Source organism: uncultured Brachyspira sp., assembly GCF_944390845.1.
Lineage (GTDB): Bacteria > Spirochaetota > Brachyspiria > Brachyspirales > Brachyspiraceae > Brachyspira > Brachyspira pulli.
The window spans coordinates 1-19,794 of the sequence record NZ_CALXRM010000065.1; the positions used below are offsets into that span (position 1 = coordinate 1).

The window sequence follows — 19,794 nt, forward strand, 5'->3', positions numbered from 1 at the left end:
TAGTGGCATTTGATAAACTTGCAGAAACAGCAAATAAATATCTTACAAAAGGAAAGCAGGTTTGTATAAGCGGAACATTAAGGCAGGAAAGGTGGCAGGATAAAAACACAAACACTACCAGATCTAAGGTGAGAATTATTATGCAGTCAATGCAGATGCTTGCTGATAAAAAAGAATCTAATAACACAGCAGAAAATAATAGTCAGGAAGATGACGAAGAGGTACCGTTTTAATGAATATCACTAAATTAATTGATAGCTTACAATCATATAAAAACAAAGGGTGTAATAGAGTTTTAATATCAAATGATCATTTTACTTTAAATCAATACATAAAAAAAATTGAATTAGATAAAAATAATTCAAAGCAAATTAATTTTATAATAGACGAAGTTTTTATATGCGATGCTATAAAGACAGCAAAAATACATAAAGATAACAATGAAACAATAACAATATAGGAATAATATTTATGATAGAAGGTATTATTAATTCATATAATATTGATAGAGATTTAACAGATATAGATGTTTTATTAGAATTATTAATAGAATTAGAAAATCTAGGTGTTGAAGAAGTCTTTGTTAATAATGAATATTTTAATGAACCGAAACAAATTATCAGCATTCATAAAAAGAGAGCTGTATCCAGTGCTGTTTATTTATCAATTTTAGATATGAGTTTTAATGAATCTGTTAATTTGATAAAAGGAGAAAAAGAAAAGAATAATATCGATTATGTATATAGGATATAAAAATGAAAAAATATAAAGTAGATTAGTTTTCTAAAACACAGAATATTGTTAAAGAACTTGAAGTATGAGTATAGAAGCCCCAAAGGAATTAAAAAAAGAAATTGATGAATTTACTTATAAATTAAATTTTTACAGTACTGATTGAAAATAATATAGTATAAAAGTCTAAAAATAAATAATAGCTATGTATATTTAAAAAGTTATAAAAGTTTATATTCTTTTCATATAAATAAAGACTAAAAAATCGTAATAGGTCTTTAATTTATGAAAAGGTATAAATATGGCTTCTAAGAAAAATAAAGAATTAATATTACAAGTCAATAATAATATAATAACTGAACAGCAGGCCGCTATTTTAGTAAAGCAAGCTAACTACTTGAATATACTTGACTATATGAAAGAAGAACAGCTTATTAAACAGATAGATTATGAAACAGAGAAAGAAAACTTTTTTAAGCAATGTTCAAAAACAAAAAGCAATCACACAAAAAGACAGTATAAAAACGGACTTAATAAACTAGAGGAATACTGCAAAATGAATAATAAGAATATTTTATTTATTAAAGCAAGAGAAGCTGATGATTTTATAACAGAAGTCAATTCAAGCGAGCTTTCTAATTTAAGTGTACGTGCATTAGTTTCTTCCTGTTCCTCTTTCTTTTCTTTTTTAGAAAGAAGGTATCCATTTATAAAAAATCCTTTCCGAGGGACAAAAACTCGTCCGCCTGTAAAAAATAAGAAACGTTTGGAAGTACCAACTAAAAAAGAAATTGAATTAATAATTAAAGATATATCTGATCCTCTTATAAAAGTGGCCATCATTTTTATAATGGAATGCGGTGTACGTGTTGGTGCTTTACCTAAACTAGAAATAAGAAATAACAAATATTATTCATATTCAAAAGGCAAAGAAATAAGCTGGAAAGTTACTGACAAAGTTATTAAATTATTAAAACAGAATAATCTTTCTTTTAATAATCCTTTCAAAAATAAAAGCTCTGAAGTAATAAGGAACATCTTTTATAGGAGTTCAAAGCGTTTATATAATCAAGGCAAAATAAAAGCTGCCTACTCTATACATGATATAAGGCATTATTTTGCTGTTACTTTATACAAACAAACCAAAGACATAGAACTTATTAGACAGGCATTAAATCATAGCAGTATAGCTATAACAGGCATATACTTAAAAAGTTTGGAGCTGTAATAATGAAATTATTTTTATTAATATTCATTGGTTTGCATATATTTTTTTCTATATTGTCTATTTACTTATATAATAAAGAATATTTAAAGAAAGGTATAGAAATAGATTATACACCTATAAATGTTAGAATAGCAATTAAAATTGCTGAATTATTTTTAATAATGTATTCTATTGTTTATTTTTTGATTATTTTATTTTTAGATTAATAAAACTACTGTTGCGATAATTACTGTTATCGTAATACTTTATTATAAATCTAAAAAATATTGTTCTTCTTTGTTAGGATAGAAAACTCCTATTATAATAAACGGATTGTGAGATTTATAATGGAATTCTTTAGTAGTACCTAAAAATAAATATATATCCTTATTTATTGCTATATCCAAATATTTCTTTTTAACTAAATCACAAGCTATTCTTTCATCATTATGAGATTTTAAACAATTCCAAAATAAGGCACCTATTTCCCAATCTTCAATATAAAGTTTACTTTCAACTCCATTAATGTCTTTAAATTTATAATAAAATCTATACGGTAATTTATCTACCAATGTAAAAAAATTATCATGGCTAAATAAATTATATTGACTATATATAGCATCTATTTTATTTTTATCCCATTCTTTTTCTTTTTCTTCCTCAATTAAAAAATCTATTATTTCTGTAGGTTTAAATATAGCTAAAGATACACATTCATTTCCTTTTTTCCTAGAACAGTCTATTAAAAATTTTAAATCCCTATATAGATTGCTATTTTTTTTAAATATAATTTCTTTTCTTTCTTTCCAATTATTATTTGTTGTAACCTTATCCAACATAGTTATAGTTTCAATATTTAATAAATGATAACTCTCTGGTCTGAAATCAGATTTATTTTTTTCTATATCCATTTCAACCCACTGATATTTTATATATTTTAATTCATTTTCTAATTTTCTAAATGGTATAGGATATACCCTTATAAAGTTTCCATCTTCTGTAAATCCAGCAGTACAAACTAGTTCTCCATAACTATATGATATTGTTGGATAAGTTTTTACTGTAATAAATACTTTTTTTCTCAAAGGTCTTTTACTCCATACTCCAATATATTCCAACTATCTAAATTAGTTATAGCATCCCTTACAATACTTCTGTGACATTGGATTGGTAAAGCTTCAAAACATGTCAATGCTATTCTCTTATGTTTTAAAAATTTATTAAATATATATTCTACATGTTTAAAATTGTTTATTAATGTTGTATTTTTGTAATCATTAAAAAGCTCATCATAGTCTTTTTGATTTTTTAATTCCTCTCTTTTTTCAGATTCTATTCCCAATTCTGGTATATGTTCATATTCTATATTAATATTATTTAACCATTTTTTCAGTGTATATTTTGAAAAACCATATTTCATACTAACAGCATTTTTTCTAACATCAATAACTAGTTTTATATTATTTTTGATTAGTTTGTTTATATATTCTTCTAATGTTATCCCTTCATAACCAATGGTAAATAACATATAATTATTTTTACCAAATATAGTATCTTTTAAATTAGATATCTCTTTTTGAGATAAATATCTATCTATTATTTCACTATTTAAGGAATAAAAAGGATAATTTTTATATATAAATGATAATAATTCATTAGTATCTTTATTTCCATGAAGCTTATAGATTTTTCTTATTATATCCATATCTTCTCTTTTTAGTTGTTTAGCATATAAAATATCATCTGTTTTACTAATGAATGTATCGTCTCTAACTATATTATTCTTTTTTAAAAACTCTATATCTGAATAAGATTGTATTGAAAAACATCCATATTTATATGGTATAAAATGATAATAGGATTTCCTAGTATTTTGTAATTGTTCTTGAGATATTAAAAACAAAAATTTTTGAAAATCCGTTTTATTTAATTTATTTCCAAATTCTTCTAATAAAGATAGTATAATCTTCCTTCTATAAATCATATAAAATAACTTCTTTTTTAATTTATTAATTAGCTTATTAAAATAAACCTATTTAAACAATATACTGTTTTATAAAAAAATCAATATCTTAATGTAAAATAATACAGTGTTATATAGTGTTGCGATAATATAAATTATCGCAACAGTCATTCTACTGCCGCAAAGGCTTACGCAGTGGTTTAATTTTTCATGTTTTTTTGGTGCAGCATTACTATATATTGACTTGCTGATAAATCTAATTTTTTAGCTTCATTTACTATATCTTTCCAGATGTCATCATGCATAGTAATACCATGTGTGTGCATTTTACCTTTCTCTTTATCTACAAAAGGACGTCCTGCACCATTTCTTTTACCGCCTCTATTTTCTGTTACTTTTTTTTCCATACTGTTAACACCATTATTAAATTAAATATGCTTATACACAAAGCACTTATGGATATTATCCAAGTAATTTTTTCTAACATACTTGACTCCTTTATATATATATTTTATAATATCCAAAGGGAGCGGGAATGTGAACCCACCCCCGTTTGGACACTTTTAAGAATTATTTCCTATTCTTAAAAGTCGTAACCGCAATTATTATAGCTGTCAACAAATTAGTAATTGCGGTTAGCAGTTCAATAATATTCACATAGCATCACCTCCGTTGTTATTTATATTTTGATTATACTCGATATTATTCAAAAAGTCAATAGTAATTTAATAAAAAAATAATTTTTTTTAGCTTTTTTTCTTTAACAAAATTATAAGTGATTTATATTTGCTTGGTGGGGGTGGGTAAAATCTCTACAGGCTTTCAATCGGTGCAACGAGTGGGGAGTCTTTTGTGCATGGCGATAACTTTTTTATTAGGGGGTATCAGCATTATTTTTCTAATTCTTTAATTTTATTTTCCAATTCATCAATTCTTTTTACAGCCTCTTCTAATTCTGCTACTCTTTTTTTTAATTTTTGCATTTCGCTCCCTTTCTCCTCCCATTCTTTTTTAGCTTTAGCAACACAAGACTGCACGAATCCTGCAAACGTAGAGTTGGAATAATTAAGAGGATCTGCTTTATTATTTTTTTACCATCTTAACAATCCATCTATATAACTCTTGTCTGAAATTAATAGTAACACTATTTCTTGAATCGTCCATAATAATATACCTTCATTTTTAATTTTTATTAATTATATTATTTTTATTATTATGTATATAAAAAATAGTCATTTTTAACTTATTACTATTTACTATAAAAACAAGTCGGCTTAATAATAATAGCCGACTTATATAATAGAAACTAAATATTTAATTTAAGATTTTTTCATTTATATATCTGCTTGTTTTTACTTTTCTTTTTGTATAAGAACACGGGCAAATTTTTCTTTTTTATTTATATATGGTACGTATTTTTTATCATAAACAATTTTATAACCATGTTCCAGTATCCCGTTTAGTATAGGACGAGGGGATACGGCGAACGGTTTTTCATAATTTATAGGTATATAATTATTATCGACTATTAATGTAGCGTTATCATCATACTTTTTATGTCGATCCGGTATTTCGTCTAAAGATACAAACTTGATATTTTTTATTTTTGGTCTGTTTAGTATATGTATATTTGTAAACCAATGTCCGGCGGCTCGAACAGGCTCACGTTTAGGGTTTAAATACCAATCTACGCTGTTATATCCAGCCCAGACGTTTTCTTTTATAAAATATGGAATAAATGCAGTATTTATACAATTGGATATATTGGAAATAATTAAAAACTTTTTACCGCTGTTTATGATAGTACGCCAATATTCTTTAGCCTGTGAGAAAGGCGGATTAGTGCAAATGATATCGGCATCCTCTTTTAATATTTTCAATGATAAATCATCGTCAAAAGAACCTGTATAATTTTTTGGCGTTTCTATAATTTCATTAACACCATCTTTGGTAAAAATATATCCTTTAGCTCCTGCATTAAATAAATCCATCTGCCCGCTGTAATGTGTACATATAAGTTTTTTTAATTTTAACCGCATAAAATTTTTGATAAAGTAAAGAGCAAAAGCAGATGTATCTTTTTCTGTTCTGCTTTCTCCGACAGCATCATCGCAGTTGCAAAACACACACTTATTTTCCCAAATTTTTATATCATACATTTCTATTTCTTTTTCTACATCTTCATAACGGGTATAAAACTCATCATTATTAATATTTTTAGCCCTCTGCATAACATCTTTTCTGGTTAATCCTCTTTCTTCAAGTGTAGGAGTAGTTTTTTTCACTATTTTTACGACAGTCTTTTTTTCTTCAGGCTTTATATATATTTCTTTTACAAATAATGAATGCGATTTAATAAAATCTATATACATATCAAACAAAGAATTATTATAAAAATAAATTTCTTTGCTTTTCTGTTCTCTTAAATGAGGAAAATTATTTTTTATATCATTTTCTATTTGACGCATATTTTTTACTTGGCATGTAAAAATATAAGAATAAATATTGTCTTTTGATTTTCCTGTAGTGTTATTATATTCTTTTAATCTTCTTTCAAGATTGTCTGTGATGCCGATTTTGCATTTAGAAGTTTCTAAAGAGGATTGTACGATGTATAGATACTCTGAAGATTTTTTATTTACATAATTATGATTTTTTAATAAAGAAGTGTCCTGTCCTGTCCTGTCCTGTCCTGTCCTGTCCTGTCCTGTCCTGTCCTGTCCTTAAGTATATACCCGTAGTTTTTTTATTTTATTATAAGGTTTTTTCTTTTTATTTCAAGCATATTTATTTTATTTAATATTAAATAATAATTACTGTTTTTTAATTATTTTTTATAGATTAAGTACTGACAAAAATCATTTGTTGTGATATAATAGAATTAATCCTACAAAAAGGAGGACAATATGGAGGATTTAAACTTCATAATAGCATTGTTATACTTGTTCGCAGCATTTATAACATTAATTAATACTCTTATGAAATAAGGTATTAAGCTATTTGAAGCGGTTGGAGTTTCCCAAAACTTCAGCCGTATCCTCCATATTTGTTATTATAATCAAAAATAAAGGAGATGTCAATATGGATATAGAAAATTTAAATACTTGGCTTGAACTTTTAAGAAGCGTGCTTTTTTTAATAGTTATAATTCAAATATTTAAAAGAAATAAAAAAGAGGATAAAAAACAATGAATATCCAAGTATTAACGTTTATACTAAATATTATTACATGTACTCTTCTAATTACAATAATTGCTTTGAATATTATTAAAAAATAAGGGTGGAAATATGGCAAAGGGAGGTTATAGAGAAGGAGCTGGCAGAAAAAGGATAACAGTTAATAGATTAGATATTAAAGTGTATTGTAGATTAAGTGAAAAAGAAAATGGATTACTTAAAGAAAAAGCAGCTCAAAACAATATCAGTGTCGCTGAATATATCAGACAGGCAGTATTGGATAAAATGAATGATACAAAATAAAAAAGAATAGCAGCTTAATAAAAAGGGCGGTTATATGTTATAATCGCCCTTATTTTTTTGCCGTTTCTTCTGCATATTCTTACCTCCCTCATTGATTATGATATAATTATAACATAATTTGATTTTATGTCAATAGTTTTTCAAGTAAAATGGTAAAAAAAATCACTGAATTTATATATTTTATATAAAAAAATAGTGTTTTTATATATGTTTTTGGGTATTAAAAAAGCCGAAACCATAAAAACGGTGTCGGCTCATATTTTTATTTTGCAGTTTCTATTTTTTTCATTATTATTTTTTGTACATATTTATTTACGGTAAGATTATTTTCATTTGATATTTTTTCAAGTAAAGCATAATCATCATCTAATATTCTAAAATAAACAACTTTCCCTTTTCTTTTTGCTTTAACCTCTTTCTTCTTTCTTCCAGCACCAGCTCTAGCCCCGCCATGTGTATTTTTGGTTTTATCATCCATTTTTTTTATCCTTTTTAAATAATTTAATTAATATTACAGTATGTAAAGATATAGATATTAAAGTTATTACTATTGCAATTTTTATTAACATATTGACTTCTCCATTATTTTTGATTATAATATACATTAATGAGGCGGTATTTTTGGAATTACAGGGCTTCAAGCCGTCAACTTAAAGCCCTTTTCTTTTAATTAAGTTTATTTCTTAAACTTAATTAATATGATGATTAAAGTTAGCAAGTCGATAACCATCAATAGAATTAGTAATTCCATTTTTTACCTCCTCATTAATTTAATATTATTATAAAGCAACTTGAAAAATGTCAAGTCATTTAATCAAGAAACAGTAAAAATTACGAAAAAAATAGATTTTTATATTATAATTTATTGTTTTTTATATACAAAGATATTATAAACTAAATACACCTTCAGTTTCATAAATACTTTTAGTATCTTCAAAATGATTTTTAATCACTCTATGAAGAGCCATAATGGAGGCTACAACACCATCTATTCTTTTATATGATCTTCTTCTGTCAGGTTTTACAGGAATATAATTATCTCTACCATCCGTTTTTACTTCACAGCAGCTTATCATCCAATTAAGAACTGCATTATTACCATGTAAAAGTTTTCGTTCATCTATAGTTTTTTCAAATAAAGAAGTTCCTTCAGATAAACCTCCAACAGCAAAAGATTGCCTAACCTGTTCCATTTTGAAGCCCTCGCTTTCTAAGTGTGTTACTATTTCAATAGCTTTCCAAGGGTCATAAGCTATTTCTATAATTTCAAATATGTTAGCATCATTTAGTATTGAGGATTCTATAATATCAAAATCTATTATATCGCCGCTTGTTAAAGTAATTAAACCCTGCGAAGCCCATAATTCATAAGGTACTCTGTCCTCTTTAGAACGCTGCCTTATATTCTCTTTAGGCATAAAGAATCTAGGCAGAAGTATATACGGACCATTATCAATAGAATCAAAGCATAAAACATAAGCTGCTATATCTCTTGTAGTTGCTAAATCTAAACCGATGCAGGCTTTTCTGCCTTTTAATTCATTTATATTTATATTTTGATGTGAATAAGATTTAAGCCATCTGTCAGAAGATATCCAAACTTCGCTTGCCTGAGTCCAAACATTTAAATTTTTTGTAAGTATATCAGTTCTTTGTATAGGTTTATCTAGTCCTTCTAAAAGCCTAGATTTTAGGTAATTGTCTTTTACAGAAACATTTATATTAGGATTAGCTTGAAATATAATATTATCTATAATCTTTTCTTTTTGAGTTATAATCTCTTTGCCTGCATCTTCTTTATTTAATAACTCTTTATATTCGCTCATAAATACCCAAATATCATTTACATTGTCAGGCTCGTATATTATTGTAAAATATTCATCATTATTTAATGAACCTTGTAATACTTGCTTTGCATATTCATATTCAGAAAAACATACTGAAGATTTATCAAAACCAGCAGTAGTAATTATAAATATAAGAGGCTGCCTTCTAGCTCCCATACCAGATTCAAGAACATTTAATAGTTCATTATCAGGATGTGCATGGTATTCATCCACAATAACTAAATGCGGATTTAATCCATCTTCAGTATTGCTGTCCTGTCCTAATGGTTTTGATTTTGAGGCAGTATCTTTTTTCTTTGTAATTGTAGAAGTTTGTTTATATGTAATCGCTTCTTTATTAAGAGCTTTTGCTTTTCTTATTTGTCTTTCGCTTTCACTCCATGCAATTTTCGCTTGATCTTTTTTAGTAGCTATATAATATATTTCGACTCCAGCCTCTGCAGGACTGTCGCAGAAAAAACAATAATTACCAATGCCAGCCGCAAAAGTTGTTTTTCCATTCTTCCTGCTAACTTGAATATAAGCCTTTTTAAATCTTCTTAAATTATTTTCTTTTCTCCTCCATCCGAATATATTTGCTATTATAAACTGTTCCCAAGGCTCTAGTATAATATTATGATTTGCCCATTCTCCTTTTGTATGTACTAAAGATTGTATAAACATGATCGGACGTTTAGCTTCGTTCTCATCAAAATAAAAAGGATAATCATTATTTTTTGATTTTTCTATATCGTCCAAATGCCTTTTCACAGATAAAAAAGCAGCTTGACACACTTGTAATTCTTTATTTATAACTTTATTGATATATTCTTCATAGGTATACATATTATTGTTATCATTCACCGAATAGGTGCCTACTCGGCAAACCTGCCTATGATTAGATTTATACGCTGTATAAATCTGGCAGGTTTTCATTCCTTATATATTTAACCATTTATCATTTTTTCAAGCGGATCATCCTCTTCTATAGTGTCAGGTGCAGGAACTTTCTTTTTAGAAGCAGGAGTTAAACCAAACTCAGTAAGCATTTTTGTATATGCTGTTATAGCTTTATGGTAAGCTAAATATTCGCCCATAGTTTGAGAGTTTTTACCTGCTAAATATCCAGCTATAGAACCGCCTTCATTAATCATAGCTTCATAAAGATTCATAGCATCACCATAGTGCAGGCATAAAAGTTCAAATGCTGATAAATCGGCATCTCCAAGCATATTTTTTTCAGCAAAAATAGGAGCAAGTTCTTTCCATTTTTTTAAAGAATACCCACAAAAATATTCTGGCGGATTTGGTATTTTAACAGCTTTTTTTGGCTTATTCACCGTAGGTGCACCTTTGGTGTGGGCATTTTTCACCGCAGGTGTGCCCTTGGCAGGGGCTTTTTTAGCTTTATCGGGCATTTATACTCCTAATAGTATATTTTAGTTAAAAATATATATTAATAATAAGTAATATAATATTTTATAACTAGACGAATGTCCGCCTATGGCGTAAAAAAAATAATTCAGGAGCTTTTTCGATATAGGCAGACAGTCGTCTGGTTAGGAAAGTTGTTATTGAAAATTATTTCTTAAAATTATTAATAAAACCTAATAATATATTTTCAAATTCATTTATTTTATATAATGATTTTTTAGATTTTGTAAGTTTATAAGAAGCATTTGCTCCTTTTTCCATACTAACTAAATTACCTGCCTTACCTGTTAAAATATCAGACTTAGACCATATATTAAAATATAAATCATTTGGAGAGACACCTAAACAAATTATAGCCTCATATTTTCTATGATATCTTATATGGTTAAATTGAAAATTAAAATTTGTATCTTCAGTTGCAGTTTTTATCTCAAAATCAATATTTTCTATTTCTATATCATATGCATTTTTATCTCTTACATCTGTAGACTTTTTAGAAAGTTTAGAATTGATATTTAATTTATTACATAATTCATGAATAAAATCCTGACCAACACTTCCTACACCTGTATTAGAAAGTGTTTTTATTTTTTTAAATTCGGCATTATCCCATTTAGAATGATTATGATATTTTTCTAAAATATGTAAAAATAATTCACTATAAATACTATCAGGCATTAACAATTCCCCTATCTATTAAGGCTTTTTCTATATGATACATACTTATATGTCTGCAATTATGCGTTGCCAAATTACTGTAATCATTCCAATTTATACTATTTAATATATTTTCAACTTTTCTTTTAGATTTTTTTATTATAATACCATATCCGCATACATATTTTACTTCTGAAAAATCTTTTACTAATTTAGGCTGCTCTGTATAATATGTTCTTTGAAGAAAAAAATCAGCATTATTCATCTTTTCTATTCCGCAAGTTCTTTCTTTTCTAGTATCAACAGTAAATATATCTACCCAATCATCACAAGACTTCTTTTCTTCTAAATCACTATTCCCTTTTTTCCATATTTGCCATAAAGCATTCACAGTAATTTTTTTATTATCTAATCTATAAAAACTATCATTTGGAAGTATTTCAGAATGTACTAACTTCATATTGTTTACTCTATTTTTTGGAGAACCTTTTCCATCACTCTGAAATGACATAGGCAATATAAATCCTATATAATCAGCATATTGTGCTGCTGAGTTCATAAAAGCTAAAGCAAGCCAAGCCCTGTAACCAAATGGAGGATTACCTATAAATATATACTTTTTAGTCAAATCATCAGGCGACCATAGTAAAAAATCTTGTTCCAATATACCATCAGATAAAGGCATTAAATCTAATCCTATTTTATTTTTTGAATCTAATAAGTTAAAGAAAGATCCATTACCAGCTGAAGGCTCAACAAAAGTATAATTTGATATATCTATTTTTTCTTTGTCTAAAAAAGATAATAGATTATTGTAGCAATATTTAGCAGTATCTTCTTTTGTAAAAAATTGCTCCAAATCTATTTCTTCTGGATTTATCCATTTAGGAAATATTCTATTTTTAATCCATATTTTATTTCTTTTGGCAATAATATTATTCTTACTCTCTTCAAAATCTTTATATAACATTAGATTTTTACCCTCTACATATCGACATATATTATATTCTATCTTAAAAAGATAAAAAATCAATAATAAAAAAACGTAAAAAATACAGTGTATAAAAATATCGTAACAAGTAAAAATAAAGAGAGGCACAGTGCGGCTTCAAGTTCTTGTAATAAAATAACAATATAAAACTTATATTTCCTTATATTTTTTTATATATTATATGTCTGTAATAAAAAATATAAGGAATTATATAAAAAAGTGGCTATTTCCTGATTTTAGCTACATTCATGGAAGTAATTTTTTATCAATTCAAAATGATAAAACTTTATCAGCAGTCAATCCAAATACTGCTTTAACTTTCTCTACAGTATTTGCATGCGTAAGAGTTATTGCTGAAACAATAGCTACTTTACCGCTTTTTGTATATAAAGTAAATGGAAATAATAAAATAAAAGCTAAAGATCATTCTTTATATAGTTTATTGCATGACTCTCCTAATGAAGAATCCACATCAGTATCATTTATAGAAAGTCTAATCACTCAAATACTGCTGCAAGGCAATGGCTTTGTAGAAGTAGTAAGAGATAATTTCAACAGAGTAACAGAACTTTATCTAATAGATTCAAATAAGATTAAAATATATAGAGATTCAAACGGAAATAAAATGTTTGAATATTCAGATGATGGAGAAATAATTACTTTATCTCCGTCTCAAGTTATGCATATAGCAGGACTTGGATGGAACGGAGTGATAGGATATAGTCCAATAGCTATGATGCGTAAGCAAATAACTACTGGACTTTATCAGGATAATTTCGCATTAGATTTCTTTTCTAATGGTGTTAAAAAAGTTCCAATAATTTCACATCCAGAACAATTAAGTGCAGATGCTAAAAGGAATTTAAAAGAAAGTTTCAGAGAGGCTTGGGAAAAAGGTATTGTAGTTCTTGAAGAAGGAATGAAAATAGACCCTATCACAATGAACTTGTCAGATGCTCAGTTTTTAGAAAGCAGAAGATTTTCAGTAGAGGAAATATGCCGAGTGTTCCGTGTACCTCCTCATCTTATAGGAGATTTAAGCAGGAGTACAAATAATAATATAGAACATCAAAGTATAGAGTTTGTAACACACACTATAAGACCGTGGTGCGTTCGTATAGAAAAAGCATTAAACGGCTATTTATTAAATAATTTAGAAAGAAAAAAATATAATATAGAGTTTAATTTGGACGGACTTTTGAGAGGCGATACTCTTACAAGGCAGCAGGCTAACCAAATAAAATTAAATAATGGTGTTCTTACTAGAAATGAATGGCGGATACTGGAAAACCTTAACGAAGTAGAAGATGAATACGGAGATGAGTATTTCTGCAGTCAGCAAATAAGACCAATAAAAAGTGTTTATGAAACTTCAGAAAATGAGGGCTATAAAGACTTTAATAATGAAAATACAGAAAATAAAGCGAGCCGAACAAGCGAATAAGCCTGCTTATTCGCTCCTATAATGTGAGGCGAGCATAGCAATAATAAAAGGAAAATAAAAATGCCAGTAAGGAATAATGAAATTAGAAGTATAGATATTAATATTCAAAAAAGTGCAGACACAGAAGGTGAACCTCTTAAATTAAGAGGCTATGCTATTGTATATAATTCTTTAAGTGAGCCTCTCTATGGAGATTTATTTAGAGAGCGTATAAATAAAGGTGCTTTCACTAAATCATTATTAGAAAATGATCAAGTATGTTTATGGGGACATGATACAAGATATGTTCTAGGCAGAAAGAGTTCTGGCACATTAATTTTAAGAGAAGATGATAAGGGCTTATATTTTGAAGTTTCTTTGCCAAATACTACTTGGGCAAGAGATTTGAAAGAAAGCGTGGACAGAGGCGATATAAAGCAAATGTCTTTTGGCTTCAAAGTAGTAAGAGAAAATTGGCTTGATAATAAAGAAACATTAAAAGAATACGGAATGCCTATACGTGAAGTAGAAGAAATCACTTTGCATGAAATATCATTAGTGACATTTCCAGCATATACAGAAACAAATGTTAGGTATAAAGGCGACTGCCCGCATTCTGCGAATGAAGATGCATATATACCTAAACCACCTCAAAAATCTGTTATAAATGATGGTTTTGATGATAGAAGTAAGGAATATAATCGAAAAATACAATATCTAAAAATAAAAAATAAATAATAATAACGACAACTGCAGATTGTTTATTGCGAAGTTTACAAAGCAATAAACAATCTAATTTACAGCAGTTGGAGTGATAACAATAATAAGGAGTAAATTATGACACCAGAAGAATTAAGAGCTTTAATAGAAAAACTAAAAAATGAAAATGCTTTAGCTTTAACAACTATTGATGAACTTATACAAAAAAGAGAAGCGTATGCTTCTATGAGTATAGAAGAGAGAGAAATTAAAAAAGATGATATATCAAAATTAGATAATGATATAGATACTTTAATGCAGGTTATAGAAAACAGAAATAAAGAGATAGAAAGATATGATAAACTTCTATCGCTTCAAACTAATTCTTCTATGAATAAAAGAAATACAGCTGATAATTTAGATACTTCCAATGCTGATAATGAAGCTGAATTAAGATCTAAAGTAGATAGATGGTTTAGAACAGGCAATGATAAAGAGATAAGGGAAACACTTCAGGCAGGAGTTGCTGAAGGCGGCGGATATACTATAGCACCTCAGTATCTTGTAAAAGATATTATAAAAGAACTTGATAAAACTGTACGAATAAGAACAAGAGCAAATATAATTCCTGCTATGAACGGATATGCAAGCATAGGAATACCTACACTTGACAGCGATTTAAATGATCTTGATTGGACAGCAGAAATCGCAGAAGTTACAGAAGATACAAATATGTCTTTCGGTAAAAGAGAAATGAAACCTAATCAATTAACTAAGTTAGTTAAACTTAGTAAAAGATTAATAAAGCAAAGCAATATAGATATTCAAGGTTTTGTACAGCAAAGAATAGCATTCAAATTAGCAGCTACATTGGAATATAATTATTTATATGGCAATGGTACAGATAAGCCTCTAGGAATATTTGCACAGACTTCAGATAATACAGCCGCTATTCCAACTGACAGAGATATAAAAGTAGGAACTGCAAGTACTGCTATAACTTATGATGGTTTAGTAGATGCCGTAAGCGGTTTAGAAGGCGGATACCAAAATGGTGCGGTGTGGATGCTTAATAAAAAAGCAGTTGCTGCTTTAAGAAAATTAAAAGATAAGCAGGACCGTCCTATTTGGCAGGAAAGTTTAATAGCGGGACAGCCTAGTATTTTACTTGGTATTCCAGTTGTGCAAAATGACTTTATCGAAGATAAACTGGAAGCTACAAAATATTTTGGGTTCTTAGCTAACTTAAAATATTATTGGATTATGGACAGCTTGTCTATGGAACTTCAAGTTTTGCATGAGTTATACAGCAAAACAAATCAGGTAGGTTTCCAAGTAGGATATTGGGGAGATGGTGCTCCTATTCAAAAATCAGCATTTGTAAGATTATTACCAAATGATCAAGCGTATGCAGCTTAAGGCTTTTATATATGAGTGGCAAGACTGAAGATATTGATAACACTATAGACATTGATGTTGCTAATGTAGTCGAAGAAGGTGATGATGACGAAGAAAAGCAAGCGGAAAGCCCGCCGAGTGATACTAATCACTCGGGATTGTCGGGGCTTGTAGCGAGCGAAGATAATAAAGTAGTTACTTTGGCTGAGTTCAAAAAGTTTCTAAACTTAGAAGGCATTGACTATGATGATGATATACTGCAATTGACTTTAGATAGTGCAATCAGCTATTGTAATAAAGCTAATGAAACAGAATATACAAGGGCTAATTGCCCTCCTGAAGTTAGGTATGCAATACTTGGACTTGCTGCTCATTATTTTGAAAGCAAAACAGGAGAAGCCAGTCAAAGTGAAAAAGTAGCTTTGGAAGGTGTGCATAGATTATTGGCTATTGCTAGGGAAAAGTTTACTCTATAGGAGATGAGCCAAGCCAGCCCCACATGGGCACAGACGTGCGAATAAGTTTACTTATTCGCTTTTATTAGGCGAGGCGAATATTGCCTATGGCACGCAGGAGCGACAATAATGAAAGTGGCTAAACTGATACATTCTATAACTTTTTATATATCTGAATATGTAGATAATAAAAATGGAACAGGAAAAACTCAATTAAAAGAATTAAGAAAAGTTAAATGTTCTATTGAAGATATAACATACAAAGATATACAGCAAGGTAAAAGAAAAGATTTAGAAAGAACTTTAAAAGTACATACTCATTATTTCAAAGAGTTTGATACCAAAGGAATGATGGCCAAAATAAATAATGAAGATGATATTTATGAAGTAATTTATAGAGAGAATGTTTCATATAAAAATACAGAATGCATATTTACAATAAAAAAATTGGTAAATAATAAAAAATCTGACAATAGAGAGTAATATGTCTGAAAAAAATAAAATAACTCTAAAAGGATTTGAAGAGTTTAGAAAAACTTTAGAAGAATTAGGCATTGATTTTAAGAATGAAGTAAAAAAAGCCTCATTAAAAGAAGCTAGGAGAATAGCAAAAGAAGCCAATGCACAAGCAAAAGCAAGAGGCTGGACTTTTGATAAATATTTTACTGTAAAAGAAACAAGAGTAAATAAAAAAAGTAATACTGAAAGCAATGTTAAGATTACTACAATTAGAGGAAAAAGAGGCACAGCACCTGAGAAAAATAAAATAAAATGGTATAAAGAACAAGGCGACAGGTATTATGCTTTTTTTAATGAATACGGCAATAAATATAAAAATGAAGTGCCTTTGTTAATACCTCTATTTGAATCAAACAGAAATAATATAGATGAGGCTGTTAAAAGTGCTTTGAATATAGTAATACAAAAAGCTAATAATAAATAGAGTTTATAAATATGCATAGAGTAATTTATCAATTATTAAAAAGCCTTACCCAAGAAGATAAAAAAACAGCAGGTGTTTATTTGGATTTTGTTGAAGACAGCAATGTAGATAATGATAAAAGCTATATAGTTTATTCTCTTCAAAGTTCAAATCCTAAATATGATTTTGAATATTCAAGAGATATTTATCAAGTTAGTGTTTATTCTGCATGTTTAGAACATGCATTAAGTCTTCAAAAGAAAATAGGAAAGTTTTTTAATAGTTTGAAAAGAAAGATAGATAATATTGAGATATGCGGCTGTGATATAAGCAATGAAAGTCATAATCGTATTGAAGATGCATATCAAACAATAACAATAATAGAGATATTGTATAAATATTAATATAAAAGCGAAAACGAGGCTGGCAAGATGATTTATCATCTTGCGTATTATTAGCCGAGTTTGAGCATAGCAACAATAGAAATATTATATAAATATTAATATAAAAGAGATAATAATAAGGAGATATTATGAGTCAAACAAGCGTTCAAAATAAAAAAACAATAAGATACGGAAGCTCTAAGGTTTTAATTGGAGATAGATTTGATAAACTTACAGACATAGGAGCGGCACGCAGTGTTGCTATAAAAGAAACTATGTCTACAGCAGATATAGAAAGCGACAATGCAGGTACTATAGCTACTTTACAGACTGAACATAAAATGGAATTAACTCTTGACAGTTTAGAAGTAAACTTTGAAAAATATGCTATGGCAAGAGGAGGCATAGATAATATAGACAGCTATGATGGTAAAACAGAAGTGACAAAACAGTATATAGTAGAATCGGATACATATAAAAGAGGTGAAGAGATAAAAATACCATTTAAGAATGCAGACGGAAGCGAAGTAACAATAAATAAAGTAGAGAAGAAAAACTCTTCAGGCAATATTTTAATAGAAGAAACAAGCTATGAAAAAATAGGTACTAATGGAATAAAAATTACAGATACTAAAATATCTCCTAGCACAGATACTTTAATTATCACATATACAAGAATAATGCCTAAAATGGTTCGTATGACAACAGGAGGAAAAACTTCTACAATAAAACCTAAATGCATCATGATTGTTAATACTAATGCTGAAGGTAAAGAATTAAGAATATATTTACCGCAGGCTTCAATAGCAGGAGGCTTAGAGTTTACCTTCCCTTCAGATAAAGCACAGGATGTATTAGTAGGAAAATTGAGTTTTACAGCAACTACATCAAGCAGTCAGCAAAGCGGAGAGCAGCTCGCATGGTATGAAGATGAACAGTCTGTAAATGATGATGAAGAAAATACAGAAACAGAAGCTTTAACTTTGGAAAGTGACAAACAAAATGTAGATATAAGAGCAGATGGAAATGATACTATTATTTTAACTTCAAATGCTGACGAGATACTTCATACAGCAGAGCCTCCAGATCAGCAGTTTTTTGATGTAAGCTATGAAGCTGAAACTAAAACTTTCACTATTACGGCAAAGGCAGAGGGTACAGCTGTATTAAAAATCACAGCTAAGAAAGCAGGCAGTAAAGATATTATTAAAGATATATCTATTAATATACAAGCAGTTCCAGAAGCTTTAACTTTAGAAAGCGATAAACCAAATGTAGATATAAGAGCAGATGGAAATGATACTATTATTTTAACTTCAAATGCTGACGAGATACTTCATACAGCAGAGCCTCCAGATCAGCAGTTTTTTGATGTAAGCTATGAAGCTGAAACTAAAACTTTCACTATTACGGCAAAGGCAGAGGGTACAGCTGTATTAAAAATCACAGCTAAGAAAGCAGGCAGTGAAGACATTGTAAAAGATATAACAGTAAATATAAATCCAAATACATAAGGGAATGAAATATGGCAGATATAGAAATTATAGATTTAGAAGAGTTCAGCAGTAAAAAGGCACTTTATGCTAAACTTGGTAAATATAAGATAAATGTTAATGATATACCTACAGGCTTGGCCTTAAAAATCAATGATTACAGTCAGTCTATAGCAGAGAAAGGTTTTCTTGATTCACAGACTGTAATTGATGATATAGTAATCCCTCTTATACAAAGGCAGCATAAAGATGCCTGCAGGGAAGATATATTAGAAGATTTTAATTATGATCAGCTTATAAAAATATTTAGACTGATAATGGACGGCTTTTATAAGGCAGGTATTGACGCTTCTAATGATGATAAAAAAAAAGAAAACTAATAAAAATAGAATTAATAAAGTTATTTGCACATTTAGCAAATAGTTACGGCTGGAGTGAAGACTGTATGATGGATATGAGTTTGCAAAGGCTTTTACTCTATTATACAGCTTCATTAAATTTGCCTTATATAATCGAAGTAGAAGAGGAAACTAAATTAAATAATAATTCATCTGAAATAAAGCAGGGAAACAAAACTATAAGAAGAGAAAAGCAGGGACTTTGGGAAATAGAAACTATTATTACAAACGATTAATAGTAAAAGCTTTTTTGAGTATAGCAACAAGGAAAGCGACTGACAGCCGCAAAGTAAGTTTACTTGCTTTGCATTTATAGGCTGGAAGGAGCATAGC

The 19,794-nt window shown here is 28.4% G+C and carries 25 protein-coding genes; 16 read left to right on the forward strand and 9 right to left on the reverse strand.

What is annotated here, in order from left to right; translation table 11 throughout:
- From Q0K52_RS11685 to Q0K52_RS11705, 5 genes are all read left to right on the forward strand, one after another.
- Nucleotides 1-233 (forward strand): single-stranded DNA-binding protein (locus Q0K52_RS11685; RefSeq protein WP_297299595.1); only part of this gene is annotated, 233 nt, incomplete at its 5' end.
- The gene (locus tag Q0K52_RS11690) at nt 233-460 is read left to right on the forward strand and encodes a hypothetical protein (RefSeq protein ID WP_297299596.1); all 228 of its coding nucleotides are present in this window, start codon (nt 233-235) and stop codon (nt 458-460) included. The genes Q0K52_RS11685 and Q0K52_RS11690, both read left to right, overlap by 1 nt.
- 11 nt (nt 461-471) lie before the next feature.
- Nucleotides 472-753, forward strand: coding sequence for a hypothetical protein (locus tag Q0K52_RS11695; protein WP_297299597.1), 282 nt, complete (start codon nt 472-474; stop codon nt 751-753).
- A 280-nt stretch (nt 754-1,033) separates the two neighbouring features.
- Nucleotides 1,034-1,960 (forward strand): site-specific integrase, encoded by a 927-nt coding sequence (locus Q0K52_RS11700; protein WP_297299599.1) that lies wholly within the window; start codon nt 1,034-1,036, stop codon nt 1,958-1,960.
- A 2-nt stretch (nt 1,961-1,962) separates the two neighbouring features.
- Entirely contained in the window at nt 1,963-2,166 is a 204-nt protein-coding gene (locus Q0K52_RS11705; protein ID WP_069731696.1) for a hypothetical protein, read from the forward strand.
- Nucleotides 2,167-2,208: 42 nt separating this feature from the next.
- On the opposite strand, the gene Q0K52_RS11710 is transcribed toward Q0K52_RS11705, so the two are convergent.
- The 4 genes from Q0K52_RS11710 to Q0K52_RS11725 all read right to left on the reverse strand — a co-directional run bounded on the left by Q0K52_RS11710 (nt 2,209) and on the right by Q0K52_RS11725 (nt 6,514).
- Nucleotides 2,209-3,024: a hypothetical protein gene (locus tag Q0K52_RS11710; RefSeq protein WP_297299604.1), complete on the reverse strand. Its 816-nt coding sequence runs from the start codon at nt 3,022-3,024 to the stop codon at nt 2,209-2,211.
- Nucleotides 3,021-3,923 carry a DUF488 family protein gene (locus Q0K52_RS11715; protein WP_297299606.1) on the reverse strand — a complete coding sequence of 301 codons (903 nt, stop codon included), beginning with the start codon at nt 3,921-3,923 and terminating at the stop codon, nt 3,021-3,023. The genes Q0K52_RS11710 and Q0K52_RS11715 overlap by 4 nt, the downstream gene beginning before the upstream one ends.
- Nucleotides 3,924-4,102: 179 nt before the next feature.
- Nucleotides 4,103-4,309 carry a hypothetical protein gene (locus tag Q0K52_RS11720; RefSeq protein ID WP_297299609.1) on the reverse strand — a complete coding sequence of 69 codons (207 nt, stop codon included), beginning with the start codon at nt 4,307-4,309 and terminating at the stop codon, nt 4,103-4,105.
- Nucleotides 4,310-5,254: 945 nt separating this feature from the next.
- Nucleotides 5,255-6,514, reverse strand: a complete 1,260-nt coding sequence (locus Q0K52_RS11725) for an adenine-specific methyltransferase EcoRI family protein (RefSeq protein WP_297299638.1) — start codon at nt 6,512-6,514, stop codon at nt 5,255-5,257.
- Between the two features lie 676 nt (nt 6,515-7,190).
- Here Q0K52_RS11725 and Q0K52_RS11730 point away from each other — a divergent pair.
- Nucleotides 7,191-7,382 carry a DUF6290 family protein gene (locus Q0K52_RS11730; protein WP_297299610.1) on the forward strand — a complete coding sequence of 64 codons (192 nt, stop codon included), beginning with the start codon at nt 7,191-7,193 and terminating at the stop codon, nt 7,380-7,382.
- A 262-nt stretch (nt 7,383-7,644) separates the two neighbouring features.
- On the opposite strand, the gene Q0K52_RS11735 is transcribed toward Q0K52_RS11730, so the two are convergent.
- The 5 genes from Q0K52_RS11735 to Q0K52_RS11755 all read right to left on the reverse strand — a co-directional run bounded on the left by Q0K52_RS11735 (nt 7,645) and on the right by Q0K52_RS11755 (nt 12,269).
- On the reverse strand, nt 7,645-7,860 hold the full coding sequence (locus tag Q0K52_RS11735; RefSeq protein WP_297299612.1) for a ribbon-helix-helix domain-containing protein: 216 nt from the start codon (nt 7,858-7,860) through the stop codon (nt 7,645-7,647).
- A 409-nt stretch (nt 7,861-8,269) separates the two neighbouring features.
- Nucleotides 8,270-10,054 (reverse strand): terminase large subunit, encoded by a 1,785-nt coding sequence (locus Q0K52_RS11740; protein WP_297299614.1) that lies wholly within the window; start codon nt 10,052-10,054, stop codon nt 8,270-8,272.
- A gap of 101 nt (nt 10,055-10,155) precedes the next feature.
- The gene (locus tag Q0K52_RS11745; protein WP_297299615.1) at nt 10,156-10,626 is read right to left on the reverse strand and encodes a P27 family phage terminase small subunit; all 471 of its coding nucleotides are present in this window, start codon (nt 10,624-10,626) and stop codon (nt 10,156-10,158) included.
- Between the two features lie 163 nt (nt 10,627-10,789).
- Complete coding sequence (locus Q0K52_RS11750) at nt 10,790-11,320, reverse strand: hypothetical protein (protein ID WP_297299617.1); 531 nt, start codon at nt 11,318-11,320, stop codon at nt 10,790-10,792.
- The gene (locus tag Q0K52_RS11755) at nt 11,313-12,269 is read right to left on the reverse strand and encodes a hypothetical protein (RefSeq protein WP_297299619.1); all 957 of its coding nucleotides are present in this window, start codon (nt 12,267-12,269) and stop codon (nt 11,313-11,315) included. Before Q0K52_RS11755 ends, Q0K52_RS11750 begins: the two co-directional genes overlap by 8 nt.
- Nucleotides 12,270-12,471: 202 nt before the next feature.
- Here Q0K52_RS11755 and Q0K52_RS11760 point away from each other — a divergent pair, with 202 nt between their 5' ends.
- The 10 genes from Q0K52_RS11760 to Q0K52_RS11805 all read left to right on the forward strand — a co-directional run bounded on the left by Q0K52_RS11760 (nt 12,472) and on the right by Q0K52_RS11805 (nt 19,697).
- Entirely contained in the window at nt 12,472-13,734 is a 1,263-nt protein-coding gene (locus tag Q0K52_RS11760) for a phage portal protein (RefSeq protein WP_297299621.1), read from the forward strand.
- A 60-nt stretch (nt 13,735-13,794) separates the two neighbouring features.
- The gene (locus Q0K52_RS11765) at nt 13,795-14,451 is read left to right on the forward strand and encodes an HK97 family phage prohead protease (RefSeq protein WP_297299623.1); all 657 of its coding nucleotides are present in this window, start codon (nt 13,795-13,797) and stop codon (nt 14,449-14,451) included.
- Nucleotides 14,452-14,550: 99 nt separating this feature from the next.
- Nucleotides 14,551-15,831, forward strand: coding sequence for a phage major capsid protein (locus Q0K52_RS11770; RefSeq protein WP_297299625.1), 1,281 nt, complete (start codon nt 14,551-14,553; stop codon nt 15,829-15,831).
- An 11-nt stretch (nt 15,832-15,842) separates the two neighbouring features.
- The gene (locus Q0K52_RS11775; protein ID WP_297299627.1) at nt 15,843-16,286 is read left to right on the forward strand and encodes a head-tail connector protein; all 444 of its coding nucleotides are present in this window, start codon (nt 15,843-15,845) and stop codon (nt 16,284-16,286) included.
- A 108-nt stretch (nt 16,287-16,394) separates the two neighbouring features.
- Nucleotides 16,395-16,748 carry a head-tail adaptor protein gene (locus Q0K52_RS11780; protein ID WP_297299629.1) on the forward strand — a complete coding sequence of 118 codons (354 nt, stop codon included), beginning with the start codon at nt 16,395-16,397 and terminating at the stop codon, nt 16,746-16,748.
- 1 nt (nt 16,749) lies between these two features.
- Nucleotides 16,750-17,208 carry a hypothetical protein gene (locus Q0K52_RS11785; protein WP_297299631.1) on the forward strand — a complete coding sequence of 153 codons (459 nt, stop codon included), beginning with the start codon at nt 16,750-16,752 and terminating at the stop codon, nt 17,206-17,208.
- Nucleotides 17,209-17,219: 11 nt separating this feature from the next.
- Entirely contained in the window at nt 17,220-17,591 is a 372-nt protein-coding gene (locus tag Q0K52_RS11790; protein ID WP_297299633.1) for a hypothetical protein, read from the forward strand.
- Nucleotides 17,592-17,719: 128 nt separating this feature from the next.
- The gene (locus tag Q0K52_RS11795) at nt 17,720-19,084 is read left to right on the forward strand and encodes a hypothetical protein (RefSeq protein WP_297299634.1); all 1,365 of its coding nucleotides are present in this window, start codon (nt 17,720-17,722) and stop codon (nt 19,082-19,084) included.
- An 11-nt stretch (nt 19,085-19,095) separates the two neighbouring features.
- Entirely contained in the window at nt 19,096-19,443 is a 348-nt protein-coding gene (locus tag Q0K52_RS11800; protein WP_297299635.1) for a hypothetical protein, read from the forward strand.
- 65 nt (nt 19,444-19,508) lie between these two features.
- Complete coding sequence (locus Q0K52_RS11805) at nt 19,509-19,697, forward strand: hypothetical protein (RefSeq protein WP_297299636.1); 189 nt, start codon at nt 19,509-19,511, stop codon at nt 19,695-19,697.
- Nucleotides 19,698-19,794 lie beyond the last annotated feature (97 nt).